The sequence below is a fragment of the Bacillus sp. A01H genome (genome assembly GCF_045277205.1).
Taxonomy (GTDB): domain Bacteria; phylum Bacillota; class Bacilli; order Bacillales; family Bacillaceae_G; genus Bacillus_A; species Bacillus_A paranthracis.
Genome location: NZ_CP117702.1, coordinates 555430 through 568739 on the forward strand (window position 1 = coordinate 555430; position 13310 = coordinate 568739).

At 34.9% G+C, this 13310-nt stretch carries 14 protein-coding genes; 11 read left to right on the forward strand and 3 right to left on the reverse strand.

Annotated elements, in window-relative coordinates:
• The first annotated feature begins 1 nt into the window (after window position 1).
• From PSR14_RS03065 to PSR14_RS03095, 7 genes are all read left to right on the forward strand, one after another.
• Window positions 2–685 (forward strand): phage tail domain-containing protein, encoded by a 684-nt coding sequence (locus tag PSR14_RS03065; RefSeq protein WP_098487666.1) that lies wholly within the window; start codon window positions 2–4, stop codon window positions 683–685.
• Complete coding sequence (locus PSR14_RS03070) at window positions 682–3102, forward strand: phage tail spike protein (RefSeq protein ID WP_098487667.1); 2421 nt, start codon at window positions 682–684, stop codon at window positions 3100–3102. The genes PSR14_RS03065 and PSR14_RS03070 overlap by 4 nt, the downstream gene beginning before the upstream one ends.
• A gap of 64 nt (window positions 3103–3166) precedes the next feature.
• Complete coding sequence (locus PSR14_RS03075; protein WP_257147398.1) at window positions 3167–4642, forward strand: phage baseplate upper protein; 1476 nt, start codon at window positions 3167–3169, stop codon at window positions 4640–4642.
• Between the two features lie 13 nt (window positions 4643–4655).
• Window positions 4656–5255 (forward strand): hypothetical protein, encoded by a 600-nt coding sequence (locus tag PSR14_RS03080; RefSeq protein WP_098487668.1) that lies wholly within the window; start codon window positions 4656–4658, stop codon window positions 5253–5255.
• 15 nt (window positions 5256–5270) lie between these two features.
• Window positions 5271–5417 carry a hypothetical protein gene (locus PSR14_RS03085; RefSeq protein WP_169509333.1) on the forward strand — a complete coding sequence of 49 codons (147 nt, stop codon included), beginning with the start codon at window positions 5271–5273 and terminating at the stop codon, window positions 5415–5417.
• A gap of 104 nt (window positions 5418–5521) precedes the next feature.
• Window positions 5522–6481, forward strand: coding sequence for a tyrosine-type recombinase/integrase (locus PSR14_RS03090; RefSeq protein WP_142328677.1), 960 nt, complete (start codon window positions 5522–5524; stop codon window positions 6479–6481).
• Between the two features lie 15 nt (window positions 6482–6496).
• Window positions 6497–6736: a hemolysin XhlA family protein gene (locus tag PSR14_RS03095; RefSeq protein WP_001115042.1), complete on the forward strand. Its 240-nt coding sequence runs from the start codon at window positions 6497–6499 to the stop codon at window positions 6734–6736.
• Window positions 6737–6912: 176 nt separating this feature from the next.
• Here the strand turns inward: PSR14_RS03095 and PSR14_RS03100 are convergent, their stop codons facing one another.
• On the reverse strand, window positions 6913–8142 hold the full coding sequence (locus tag PSR14_RS03100) for an IS110 family transposase (RefSeq protein ID WP_098487274.1): 1230 nt from the start codon (window positions 8140–8142) through the stop codon (window positions 6913–6915).
• 369 nt (window positions 8143–8511) lie between these two features.
• Between PSR14_RS03100 and PSR14_RS03105 the strand changes: the two genes are divergently transcribed.
• The 3 genes from PSR14_RS03105 to truA all read left to right on the forward strand — a co-directional run bounded on the left by PSR14_RS03105 (window position 8512) and on the right by truA (window position 10876).
• Window positions 8512–8742, forward strand: a complete 231-nt coding sequence (locus PSR14_RS03105; RefSeq protein WP_098487672.1) for a phage holin — start codon at window positions 8512–8514, stop codon at window positions 8740–8742.
• A 16-nt stretch (window positions 8743–8758) separates the two neighbouring features.
• Entirely contained in the window at window positions 8759–9544 is a 786-nt protein-coding gene (locus PSR14_RS03110; RefSeq protein WP_098487671.1) for an N-acetylmuramoyl-L-alanine amidase C-terminal domain-containing protein, read from the forward strand.
• A gap of 594 nt (window positions 9545–10138) precedes the next feature.
• Window positions 10139–10876, forward strand: a complete 738-nt coding sequence (gene truA, locus PSR14_RS03115; RefSeq protein ID WP_001067307.1) for a tRNA pseudouridine(38-40) synthase TruA — start codon at window positions 10139–10141, stop codon at window positions 10874–10876.
• A 52-nt stretch (window positions 10877–10928) separates the two neighbouring features.
• Here truA and PSR14_RS03120 read toward each other — a convergent pair whose 3' ends face one another.
• Together PSR14_RS03120 and PSR14_RS03125 are read right to left on the reverse strand one after the other, a co-directional pair.
• Window positions 10929–11126: a hypothetical protein gene (locus PSR14_RS03120; protein WP_061185485.1), complete on the reverse strand. Its 198-nt coding sequence runs from the start codon at window positions 11124–11126 to the stop codon at window positions 10929–10931.
• Window positions 11127–11297: 171 nt separating this feature from the next.
• Window positions 11298–12701, reverse strand: coding sequence for a sigma-54-dependent Fis family transcriptional regulator (locus PSR14_RS03125; RefSeq protein ID WP_098487670.1), 1404 nt, complete (start codon window positions 12699–12701; stop codon window positions 11298–11300).
• A gap of 274 nt (window positions 12702–12975) precedes the next feature.
• On the opposite strand from PSR14_RS03125, the gene PSR14_RS03130 reads away from it, so the two are divergent.
• Entirely contained in the window at window positions 12976–13230 is a 255-nt protein-coding gene (locus PSR14_RS03130; RefSeq protein WP_000859492.1) for a biotin/lipoyl-containing protein, read from the forward strand.
• Window positions 13231–13310: the final 80 nt, after the last annotated feature.

Sequence of the window (13310 nt, forward strand, 5' to 3'; positions counted from 1 at the left end):
TTTGCTAGATATGGGAATTGATACGGAATTAGCGAGTGACTATAAAATATGCATGGTAGATCGCCCCGCTATTCCAACAGCAAAACAAAAAATAGAATATATAGAAGTACCAGGTAGACATGGTTCGTTAACAAAAAAAGGGGCGTTCGAAGACGTCCCTTTAAAAATTAAGTTTAATTTGCTGGAAGAAGAAAATATAAAACCTTTAATTCGACGCATCAAGGCATGGTTCATGAATGGTAAAACGCTATATTTCACTGATGATAATGTGTATCGGAAAATTAAATCTGTGGAAATTGGTGATATCGCAAATGAAATTGAAGAGTATGGAGAGTTACAAGTTGAATTCACTCTTGACCCTTTTGAATACACTGAAGATATAAGTTTAAAACTAGATAATCCTGGTGTTATTTATAATCCTGGAACGTTCGAATCAGAACCAAAACTATGGATTGTTGGTGTTGGAAATTTAAGAGTAACAATTAATGATATTTCTTTTAGAATAAAGAATGTTATAGATTCTGTAGTAGTAGATTCTGAGATATTAGAAGCGTATTTAGATACCGTATCATTAAATAATTTTATGGAAGGGGAATTTCCAATACTAAAAGTAGGACCTAATAACATACAGTGGTCAGAAAATGTTGAATATATACAAATAAAACCACGGTGGAGATATTTATGATTACGCTATACAAAGCAGATGAGACTAATTTTACTAACAATGGAATTGGTATTTTAGATAAACATATTTATAACGCAACTGTTGAGGAAGAACTCAACGGTTTATTTGCATTTACATTTAGTTATCCTTTATTTGCACCACATGGAATCAAAATTGATGGTATGAGTATTATTAAAGTCCCTACACCAGATGGTGAACAATTATTCCGTGTAGTTAATCCTCGACCAAATATGGGCGAATTAACGGTACAATGTTATCACATTTTTTATGATTTAACAGAAAATCTGATTGAAGATATATTTATACAATCAACAAATGGAAATGGGGCAATGAACCGTTTATCTACAGGGTGTCAATACAAACATCCTTTTGTTTTTTACTCTGACATTACAACAATAGCAAGTGCGCGTATTGTAAGGAAAAACCCGGTCGAAGCTCTTTTAGATAAGGGGCAAGATAATTCATTTATAAATCGTTGGGGCGGCGAGTTACAGAGAGATAACTTTGATGTGAAAATGTTGAGAAATCGTGGCATGAATCGTGGTGTTGTGATTGAACATAAGAAAAATTTACTTGGCTATGAAGGGAGTGTTGATTGGAAAAGTCCTATCACTAAAATTATGCCTCAAGGATTTGATGGTCTACTTCTTCCAGAAAAATATGTAGATAGTCCAAATATTGTTAAATATCCTCACCCTAAAATAAGAGTGGTGGAATTTAAACATATTAAAGCAGCAATTGGTGAATATGCAGATGATAAAGATGCTGTTCCTTTAGAGGAAGCGTATAGATTATTACGTCGAGCCGCCGAGGACATGTACACGATTCAAAAGGTTGATCTTCCAAAAGCTACATATAAAGTCGAATTCCAAGAACTTTCTCAAACAGAGGAGTATAAAGATTATGCTGTTTTACAGCAGGTATATTTAGGTGATACCGTCACTGTTAAACATAAAGAAGATAATCTTGATATTCAAGCGAAAGCTATTTCTTATAAATATGATCCAATAAAAAAAGAATATATAGAAATAACTTTAGGTAATTTTAAAGATTCTTTTACAAATGTGGTTGGCAAATTAGAGCAAATTCAAAATGAAATTTTAGAAATGCCCAGCTCTATATTAGAAGCCGCAAAGGAAAACGCAACAAACCTTATTAACTCTGGGTTTGGTGGGCATGTTCGTGTTTATCCTGATCGTATTTTAATTATGGATACCAAGGATGAAATGACTGCTAAAAAGGTTTGGCAATGGAATATCAATGGATTGGGGTATTCTTCTAGAGGAATAAATGGACCCTATGGAACAGCTATTACAAATGATGGACGAATTGTTGCGGATTTTATTACCGCTGGAACACTTACTGGTGATTTAGTACGTGGCGGTGAGGTAACTGGTTCAACCTTACGCACAAACGACGGTTGGAACTATGTTCACATTCAAAAGCAATTCATCCGTTTAATGGAGTCGGATTTATGCAGAGTTTTTCTTGGATACTATAATGATCGCACAGGTCAAATTCAACCAACAGTTGTATTGGGAGGGGATTCTAGTTTTCAAGACGGTTCTGTTGTCTTAAGTAAACAGCCAACGCAAGGATTCTTAGGAATAATAAATGGAAAAGATTTTTATGGAGACCCTTATTTCGTAAGTTCAGTTGCTTTCAAAAGATCAGGTGATTTGAATCTTAGTGCCGGAATGAATGGTAATGTAACTGTTAAATCTGGTAAAGGTATAGGTCATTATGCGCAAGGTGGCTCGTTTTGGGCAGAGGCAACGGGCGGGATAACATTAAACGGCGGGGCTAAAACCGTATGGTTGGAAAGTCAGTCTTCTATTGTTTGCAGCTTAAACGGAAAAAATATGCTTGATGTAGTGGATAACAATGGAGAAACGGATTTACGATTTCAAACATTATTACTTAGAAATGGAGCAGTACCTGGTTATGCAGGTAAATTACAGGTTAAATCTGGTTCGGGTACTTCGTATTCACCTGTAATGGCGAGTAATTTTGAAACATCATCACAACGTAAGTATAAAACGAACATTAAAGATGTACAGATTAATGCTTTAGAAAAAATTATGGGATTAAATATTCAACAATATAATTTGAAAACAGAAATGGAACAATTGTATGAAATGCGGATGAATCGTCAAGAAGACGATTCGACTATATTTACTACAAATGATATTCCGATTCGATATGGTTGGATTGCAGATGATGAAAATACTCCTGAGTGTTTCGTTACAAAAGAAAGAAATGCAGCTGAAATATATTCTTCTTTATCTCTTCAGATTAGAGCGTTTCAAGAAGAAAAGATTGCAAAGGATGCTGAAATCAATGCATTAAAAGAAGCAAACAAACAGATGAATCGTAGAATTGAGGTTTTAGAAAAATTGTTAGTTCAAAATTTATAAATGAGAAATCAGAGCAGCATTCATAAGCTGGTCTTTTTTATTTTGATTAAAAGGAGCGTAATCAATGAACAATCAGTCATACGAAATTACTGTAGATACACGGAAATCTATTAGTCATTCTAATATAGAATTTTCCCAAAACAATCTAAATATTTCGGAACTTATCTTTAATATTACTGAAGATGGAAAAAACTTCACTTTAAATGACACGGATAAAATCATTGTATATTTTGAGAAACCAGATAAAACAGTCGTATTTCAAGATAAAGAAGTGGAGTTGTTAGATAAAGAAAAAGGGAAAATTAAAGTCTTATTAACATCACAGACTCTTGTGAAAGCTGGGGATGTTAAAGGTCAAATTTCTATTGAACGCACAGAAGATGGAACAAGAAAACGTGTGAATACTTATGATTTTAGTTTTAAAGTACGTTCTTCAATTGCATCAAATGACTCAATTGAATCTACAAATGAGTTTCAAATATTTGATAAAATCATGGTCGCAGGTGAGAAGTTTAAAGACTTTGAGGGTGAGGATTTCGATAAACTCATTGCAGCAGGGGAATTAGCGAAGGGAGCATTACCAAAGTCAGGCGGTACTATGACGGGTAATATCGACATGGATATTTCAGTCGGGGCTAAGAGTAAAGGTTATCGTTGGAGAGATGCTACTGGCGCTTTATTCGGGTTAGAATCCGCTACAGATGGGGCACTTATCTTATATGACTACAAAAACCTTGCGAGGGTGTGGCAATATGACCCAGTGGCTAAACGATTTACAGTCTTGTCAGATACAAACCTGTTAAAAACTACAGGTGGAACGATAACAGGAACGACGATATTTGAAGCGGGTGACCTCAGATTTAAAAATGCCGCTAACGATATTTTATTTCGGAACAATACATCAGGAATATTTTCATTTTATGATATTGCACAAAATCAAGTCGTATGGTCGTACAATCCTGCCACTAAAGAATTCACAGTAAACTCTGCATCCAATCTTCTAAAGAAAACAGGAGATACAATGACGGGTACTTTTGTATTGTCTAGTGCGAATGCGGAGATTAATTTTAAAGATGAAAAATCAGAAGTGGCTATCCAAAAAACTAGTGCTGGAAATATTGCTATGTGGGACAGGAAGAATCAGAAAACTGTTTGGTTATACGTCCCTGAATCAAATGAATTTAGACTCCAAGCCACAAAATCTAATATCGTTACAAGCGATAAGGATGGACGAGCTACTATAACACTACCACCTGAGGCGGAGTTAACTAGTTCTGATGGAGTTATTGCTGACCGTAAAAGTAACATGGTTACTCTAAGAGCACGCATAAGAAGAAAATCAGATCAGATTAGCACCGTATTTGTAATGCCCTCTGACATGCGACCATTGTTGACTGTTACCCACAATATTATAGCCAATGATGGAACTGTGGGGGCGCTGTCTATCGGGACTAGCGGCGATGTAAAGATTTCGTCTGTAGGTCCATCTTTACTAAATAAAGATTTCAACTTCACAATTACTTATGTTGCGGCAGGATAAAGGAGGAAACCACATGGCTAAATATTACGGTTATTGTTATGACGAAAACGGGAAGTTTACAGAAATGATTCCTATTGATGAAAAACCGATTTACGAGAAGAGAACTTTTGAACGCGAAGAACAAAAGGAAATCGTAACAGAAGAAAAGTTATGCACGCTTCACCAATCCATTGAAGATGGCACGTACAAGCCTAAGATTGACGAAGAGACAGGTGAAGAGTTACCAGTAATCAGCAAATACGAATGTCCTGACTGTGTAATGTTTGGGGTAGAATACGAAACGATTAAAGTACCATACGAGGAGGATGTCATTGTAGGCTATGAGCCTGACATCCCTCCTAACTGTACTTTAGAAGTTTGTCCTTGGTTAGCTTACGAGCCTGTATTCAAGGAAGGTAAATGGGTGAAAACAGTTGAGCCGAAGCCAGAAGAACCGCAACCACAAGAACCATCAGAGCTAGAAAAACTTAAAAAGCAGTTGGAACTAATGCAGCAAGCAATGGATGAAATGATTATAAATAATCCAGGACAAGAAGAATTTAAAGGGTTAAGTGAGCAACAAGCTTTAATGCAAAAAGCATTAGATGAGTTAATTATTACTAGTATTCAATAAAAGGAGTGTTGAAAGATGGCAGAGTATATGGCACAACGAGTAATTGATGAAGTTTTTACGTATACGTTTATCATTGTAAAAATGAAGGCTTACAAGGACAGAATTGATAAATACCTAACTGACAATGGAAGAGCAGATTTAATTACCGATAGCGCACAATAGTGGGCTTTTTTATTTTTAACAAAATACGGCTTTGAGTAAAAATTCAATTCATAGATCAGGAGGAGCGACTTCGCTTCTCTTTTTATTTTGAGGAGATGATCAGTGTGAAACGAATAGTAGACCAAGCAATTTATGAAAAGCATGTTAGCCAAGAAAACAAAAACCTAGTCAAAGATTTTCTAATCGAAAAGAAAGCACAAGGGAAAGCGGCAAGCACTTTACAGCAATATCATTGGGATTTACGAATTATTTTGTTTCTATTACATCAACACTTCGAAAATAAAAATCTAATTGAATTAACACGTAAGGATATTCGAAACTTATCTATTATTTTTCAAGAGCTGGGAATGTCTAATGCACGTGTAAATGGATTGATGAGTGCATTAAGGTCCGCGTTAGAGTTTTGTGCGGATGATGACGACTATGATTATGAATTTAATGTAGGCTCACGGGTTAGAGGATTACCTAAGAATCCAGTCAGAGAAATAAATTTTATAACTGAAGAACAAATTGAGTGGTTAATCGATGAATTACTTGAACAAGAGAAATATATGTTAGCAACCTATTTAGCGCTTTCTTACTACAGTGCAGCAAGGAAGAATGAAGTGTACCAAGTTCAAAAAGAAGAACTAACAGAACGTTATTTTACGAATGTAGTACGTGGTAAGCGAGGAAAGAAATTCAGATTGTATTATAATCCCCGAGTACAGAAATGTATTCGTTTATATATAGAACAGCGCGGTAAAGATGCTATTCCAGATTTGTTCGTAAGAGTTTATAAGAATGGTGAACGGAAACTTTTAAATAAGAGCGTATTTAATTACTGGTGCAAGATATTCGCTAAGATGTTATACGAAAAAGAAGGTAAGGAATATAAAATTAATCCTCACTGTTTTCGTCATAGCAGATTAGATAATTTAAAAGTGCAAGGTGTACCACTCGAAAAATTAAAATCACTTGCAAATCATTCGGATATTTCGACAACACAATCCTATTTAAAAGATAGGAGTGAGGAAGATATTGCAGATATTTTCGGAATGGATCCAAGTTGCTTTGCAGCTTAAAAGGAGGCTTAATAAATGCCAGAACAAAAACATGATGACTTTAAGGAATTATTAGTTGGATTAACAAGGGTGGAAACAAAGTTAGATACGCTTGGTAACGTTAAGGATGTTGCAATTGAAGCGCAGCAGTCAGCGAAAAGTGCTCATTTGAGGATTGATCGATTAGATAAATTAGTATTTTGGATTGGTACTACAGTAGTTGGAGCTATTATCACCGGTGGGATAATGGCTCTTTTTAAATTCGCAGGGAAGTGATCGTATATACGGTCACTTTTTTTATTGAAAGACCTGCGGTAGTATGTCAACTTAGAAATAACAAAGTTTAAAGTTGTCAAAGGTCAATTTGTTTAAAAAAGGCATCACAAAACTAAACCAGTAACGAATGTAATTTACTGGAAAATAATGAAAGGTAGCGATGACAAAATTTTATGTCATTCTTTCACACACCTTCCAGGCGTAAAAAGTTGGTGGCTACGTAGTAGCGCATCCACCAATCGCACAAATTTTCTTGCGGTTAGAACGAGTGCACGTTTGTGTTGATGTTTTGGTACTTCATTATATTTTTTCACGTAATACTCTTGATAATCTGATACATGCTTTCTTACTGAATTGGCGGCTTCAACTAAGTAATAACGCAAGTAATGATTACCTGTACGGGATAATGAAGTATCTTCGGCTGTAAAACGACCGGATTGGTGCTTTCGCCAGTATAATCCAGCGTATTTGGCTATTTTTGTTTCATCGTCAAATCTTTCGATTTGGCCAATTTCAGCAATGATACCGGCAGCGAAAACAGGGCCTACTCCAGGAATAGATTCAAGTGTTTGGGTCAAACCAGCCATGATTTTTTTAATAGACTTTTCTAATTCCTTGATTTGCTGTTGAAACGTACGAATGACTGCGATGGATGTACCTAAGATGACATCTATTGAATCTTCTACAACCTTATCCAAGCGATAAGAAACTTTCACAGCTTTGTGAATGGATGCTGCTACGCATTTTGGATCACCAAAACGGTTTCGACTTTTTTTCTGTAGGAACTCAGCGAGTTCTTCTAAAGGCATATTAGCGAGTTCCTCTAAGCTGAATTTTTCAAGAAATAGTTCTGTCATGGCGCTACCGAATACGGAAGTATCCACCTCTTGTGAAAATGTATTACATTTAAAACTTAGGTGTTGAAGAAAGTGTTGTTTTTCTTTCGTTAACATTTTGACAAGTTGGTATCGTGATCGAGTTAATTGCTGCAGTGCCACGTACTGGCTTTCTTTTACGATAGACATTTGATTACGGCCAAATCGTAAGTAATCAGCAATGACAAAGGCATCAATCTCATCGGTTTTATTCATGTCAGAATAACTTTTCTTAAAATTTGCGACTTGCTTTGGGTTTAGGAGAAATACTTTTGCTCCAAAACGCTGTAAATCTATATCATGGTGAAGAAACATAGAAGGATGAAAGCTGTAAACAGAGGTGGATTCTAGACCAATCTTAAGGATGTCGACCTCTTTACCTGCAACACACTGTAATAATTTTTCTTTGAGTGTAGTAGCTCCCGGTAGGTCATTACTGACCGAAAAAGAATCCAGTTTTTCTCCATCACCATTTAAAAAGCAAACTTTCATATCAAACGAACTTACATCTAAACCAACAAATAATCTCATGTAAGAGACCTCCCTTCTATATTAGAATCATTTCTTGGACGTCTCGAGATATCTCTAGTGTGTACGCCGACCAACAACCTCGTGTATGAGAGCTAGTCCTGAATCGAAAGCCGCCCTAGAGCTACTATCATCTAGGTTCGAGGGTCAGGCTGCTCAGCCTGCGAGTAGGGAGTCCCGCACGTTCACTGAGAAACACTCTTCAAATGTGGTAAATCCACAGGAGGTGAAAGAATTGTCCCAAATGATCCTAAAATCATTATCTAGAAATATCTTGGGACGTCCAAGTATTTTTATTTATAGGGCTCTTATTAAGAAGAAAATCTAAGCCTGTAATAGGGCTTAAATATTAATATACGAGGAGGTGAGATTATGAAAAACTTTGATGTAGCTTCAATTAGTCGTTATGTCGTATTAGTAATCGCTGTGATTAACAGTGTTTTGAATCTTATTGGGTACCAAACGATTGATGACAAAATTACAAACGATTTAGTGGCAGTAATTACAGGAGCTTTCACTCTATATATGGCATGGAAGAACAACTATTTAAGCGATAAAGGATTACAACAAAAAGATGTATTACAAAAAAATAACTTACACTAAAAGGAGATGTTGAACAATGGGTTGTTTCGCAGGATCAGGTGGTCATAATAAAATTGTACCAGGTGCAAATAGTCAATATGGAATCGAACATGTGGAAGACAGACGTTTCTTGGATGCTGTTGCTAAATATGTGCAAGCAGCAGGATGGAAATATGTAAACTGTTCAGATGAAGTAGGTACGACAAAATCAGCAGTTTGGAGCAATGCAGCTAATAACCACTTACGAGTGAAAGATAGTGATGTAGATTTACAGTTTCATTTAAATGCCACTCCAGGCGGTACAGGTTGTGAAGTGTGGTTACATCCTTCATACGGAAATAGAGAATTGGCGGCAAAGATTTCAAAAGCAATGGCTGACGCATTTGGGTTGAGAGATCGAGGAATCAAATTTTCTACGGATTTAGGATGGATTAATAAAACTAAGACTGGATTACTCCCTGAAATTTGCTTTATCGATAATGAAACAGATATGCAAAAATACCGTGATAATTTTGATAAGGCAGCTAAAGCGGTAGCCGAGGTTATTGTTGGCAAATCAATTCAAGCAAACCCAAATGATGGAGAGGTAGAGATTATCGTGAATAAATATAATAAAGTTGTTACGTATGAATTTGGGACAGCATTAGTAGCAGAAATGTTAGTAATGATGGATTCTTTAGGATATGAATCTCGTATTATTTCTGGTGGGGACAAGCAAGGTTTAGTTAGATTTGAGACAAACTACCGCCAAGGTAATGAACTAGATCGAGCAACAGCATGGTTAGATGCTAAAGGACTTAAATACTTCTATACAAAAGAATAGTTTTATGAATACAAATTGATACCTGATTCTATATGTAGATAATTATATCTTGATTTTCATATTTATAGATGTTAGTGTAAATATACACCGGTTCTTATTTATCTATGAGTAGTGTCTGTAGAACGAATAGAATAATTTAAAAAAATCCCCTTCCGCACCCATATGCAGAAGGGGATTTTTATTTTTATGAGATTTAAAATTTGCTTTTAGATAACGCCTTTAATATCGGATTAATGATTTTACTTAATAAACGAAATCCCCTAAATATAGATTGAACAACCTTCATATTATCGCCCCCTCAAACTAAATAAATATTACCAATTTATAGAATGCATGAAAAGGACTAATCCATTTGACCACTGACCACAAAAATGACCACACACTTAAAATAAATTGAATTTACTCAAAAACAAAAGAAGTTATTTGATTTTATTTTCTTTGCAAAAGAATGCACTATAGTAATATCAGATACAACAAAGGATATGATATACTCTATACAGCTCATGTAGAAAATGTAGTGAAGCTTGTTAGAAAGTAAAGTGTATTTATATTCCCTCACGATATGAGGGAATATTTTCTATGAAGGAGAATAAAATGAACAATTATAAATTAACGATTCAGTACGATGGTGCACGTTTTAAAGGATGGCAACGTCTCGGTAATAACGATAATACGATTCAAGGAAAAATCGAAAGTGTCATTTCCGAAATGGTCGGAAAAGAAATTGAAATTATCGGTTGTAGTAGAACAGACGCTGGTGTACATGCTTTGAATCAAGTTGCTAACTTTCAAAGTGATGAGAAGTTAGTGGAACATAAAGTAAAAAAATATTTAAATCAATATTTGCCAAATGATATTAGCATTACAAATGTGGAAGAAGTACATGATCGATTCCATGCTCGTTACAATTCTAAAGCAAAAACATATCTGTATAAAATTTGGAATGAAGAGCATACGAACCCATTTATGCGTAAATACAGCATGCATGTGAATAAAAAATTAAATGTGAAAAGCATGAAAGAAGCTGCGAAACATTTAGTTGGTTCACATGACTTTACTGCTTTTTCAAATGCAAAATCAAAGAAAAAGTCTATGGTGCGAGAAGTATATACACTTGATGTGATGGAAGAGGCAGGATTTGTACAAATTAGAGTAAGTGGTAACGGATTCCTTCATAACATGGTACGAAAAATTGTTGGAGCATTAATTGAAGTTGGATTAGGACAATTAGATGCAGAGGCGATTCCACACATTTTAGAGGCGAAACAACGTAATCAGATTAATTGCCTTGCTGAGGCAAGTGGTTTGTATTTGGAGAATGTTGAGTTTTAATAATCAGTAAAAAAATCGAGCTGTGTAGGCTCGATTTTTTTATGCTTTAGCGTTAAGAAGATCTTTCTTTCTTCATACGTATCTTCAAATTCCAAAAAGCAGCAAGCATAATAGCTGCAAAAGAGCCGCTAAGTGTTGCTAGTAGCTTTGCATAAGGATAGGCATTTATATCAATGAGTAACATCATACATAAAATGGTAGGGAAAAAGGCTAAGTATTGTAATAACTTTAACTTTGTATTACTACTCATATATATCATTCCTTTCAAGTATGTTATATGTTAATTATATCATATTTTACCAATTTTTTATTTGTACTTGGAAACAGATTGATCCCGTTTTAATAGGCAATAAAAGACTAATTGGTGAGGGCTAGTCATCAGTCGAAGATGGACAAAACCGCCACTGATTAAAGTCTTATTTTATATGTGTAAATGCAGTTTTTTAATTCGATATTGTAAGTTTTGTCTACTTAATCCTAAAAACTTTGCAGCTTGTGAGATATTACCGTGATATTCTTTTAGAATTTGATTGATGTAGTTCTTTTCCATTGCTTCTATTGTGTGTTTTAATGTTTTAGGTGTATCAGTATCGTTATTAGTTAGGAAAGGTTGCGTATTGAATTCTTTTTTTATTCGTTCGCGAAAGCGAGTGGGAAGATGAAACGCTGTAATAATATTTTCATCTTCAACCAAGTTCATTGAACCTTCAATGATATGTTCCAATTCTCGTACATTTCCGGGCCAATCATATGCATACAAGAATTCTCTTACATGTACATCTATATCTGTTACGCTAAGTTCAAATTGAATGTTGTACTTTTCGATAAAGTGCTGAACAAGAGCGGGAATATCTTCTTTTCGTTCGCGTAACGGCGGGAGGCATAAAGTAACGACGCTTAATCGGTAATATAAGTCTTCCCGTAATCGATTGTTTGTAATAGCTTCAAGAGGGTCTTCACTAATAGTTGCTATAATGCGAACATCAATTTCTTTTTCTTGTGTGCCTCCGACTCTTCGTATTGTTTTTTCTTGTATAGCCCGCAGTAACTTCGCTTGAAGTGCTGGACTTAACGAATTGATCTCATCTAATAACAAAGTTCCTCCGTTCGCTTCTTCAAATAAACCGGCTTTATCGATAGCTCCTGTAAATGCACCTCGGTTCGTACCAAATAATAAACTTTCCATTAACGTATCAGGTATAGCGGCACAGTTTTGTGAAATAAATGGTTTGCCTGAACGCTGGCTTTCATTATGGATACTTTGTGCAAATAGTTCTTTCCCAGTGCCTGTCTCTCCTACGAGAAGTATAGAGGAGGATGTACGAATGACCCTTTTTCCTTCCGCAATGATTGATTGAATGGCTTCAGAATCACCAATTATGTGATCAAAGGTAAACTTATTATTTTGTTTTCGGGAAAGGTTTGTTTTCATTGTTTGTTTAGAATTGCTAATCTCTTTTGAAATTTCAATAGCGCCTTTAATTTTTCCATTTTCTATTATAGGGAAAGTATTGTTAATCGTTGTAATTTCTTGCCCTTTATTGTTAAAATAAGTTTGTTTTATATTTTTGTTTGTTTTTCCTAATTTTAATGCTTCTATAAGAGTACTATTTTTATTTTCCTCAAATGCGAATACTTCTAAAGGACTTTTATATAGCACATCTGAGCGCTCCATTGATTCAATTTCCATCATTTTACGGTTATAGATAATCGTTTTACCTTCCTCATTAATAATATGAATCCCGATATCGAGTTCATTGAGCAAAGTTTCATATAGCATATTCATTTCAATGATCTGTTTCAAATTAATTTCTTCTGTACGCATAGATTATCTTCTCCTCATTTCACCCTATGAAGACTGACTTTTTATAATTTTATTAAAATTCTTATAAAACCGCAAAATTTTTTTGCGATTTTCCTTTTAAAACTTTTTACACGGTAGAAAAAATTTGCGGTTATGAAGATTTTTTTGTGAGGAACCCTCATTTTAAATAGGAATTTAAGATTGGTACGCATTTTGCATAAAGAATAGTTGAAATCTCTAAAGGAGGGATATGCAACGTTTCAGTACCAATTAATAAGAAGGAGGAGTGTATAAAGTGAAGACGGTTATAGAAGGCGTGTATAGTCCTTGTTACGGGAAAGTTGAGAAGTTATTTGTTACGGAAAGTTCTTACGTATACGAATGGGAGAAATTAGCGTTAATTGAAACAATAGATAAACAGAAAGTAGAAATTAAGGTAGGAATCAGTGGGTATATCGAGTCATTAGAAGTAGTAGAAGGACAAGCTATCGCTGATAAAAAGTTATTAATAACAGTGAGGGATGATCTTTTAATAACAGGTAGTGATTAATACTATGTATTTTGCTCTTTTCAATAATTATTTTTCGTATAAAAAAAATAAAAACGCTTACATGAAATGGGTTTCCAAAG

What these genes read in the sequence shown, in the direction of transcription:
- PSR14_RS03075 (WP_257147398.1), top strand. Translation starts at nt 3,167, where the DNA reads ATGAACAATCAGTCATACGAAATTACTGTAGATACACGGAAATCTATT.
- PSR14_RS03110 (WP_098487671.1), top strand. Translation starts at nt 8,759, where the DNA reads ATGGGTTGTTTCGCAGGATCAGGTGGTCATAATAAAATTGTACCAGGT.
- truA (WP_001067307.1), top strand. Translation starts at nt 10,139, where the DNA reads ATGAACAATTATAAATTAACGATTCAGTACGATGGTGCACGTTTTAAA.
- PSR14_RS03070 (WP_098487667.1), top strand. Translation starts at nt 682, where the DNA reads ATGATTACGCTATACAAAGCAGATGAGACTAATTTTACTAACAATGGA.
- PSR14_RS03100 (WP_098487274.1), bottom strand. Translation starts at nt 8,142, where the DNA reads ATGAGATTATTTGTTGGTTTAGATGTAAGTTCGTTTGATATGAAAGTT.
- PSR14_RS03105 (WP_098487672.1), top strand. Translation starts at nt 8,512, where the DNA reads ATGAAAAACTTTGATGTAGCTTCAATTAGTCGTTATGTCGTATTAGTA.
- PSR14_RS03085 (WP_169509333.1), top strand. Translation starts at nt 5,271, where the DNA reads ATGGCAGAGTATATGGCACAACGAGTAATTGATGAAGTTTTTACGTAT.
- PSR14_RS03080 (WP_098487668.1), top strand. Translation starts at nt 4,656, where the DNA reads ATGGCTAAATATTACGGTTATTGTTATGACGAAAACGGGAAGTTTACA.
- PSR14_RS03120 (WP_061185485.1), bottom strand. Translation starts at nt 11,126, where the DNA reads ATGAGTAGTAATACAAAGTTAAAGTTATTACAATACTTAGCCTTTTTC.
- PSR14_RS03095 (WP_001115042.1), top strand. Translation starts at nt 6,497, where the DNA reads ATGCCAGAACAAAAACATGATGACTTTAAGGAATTATTAGTTGGATTA.
- PSR14_RS03125 (WP_098487670.1), bottom strand. Translation starts at nt 12,701, where the DNA reads ATGCGTACAGAAGAAATTAATTTGAAACAGATCATTGAAATGAATATG.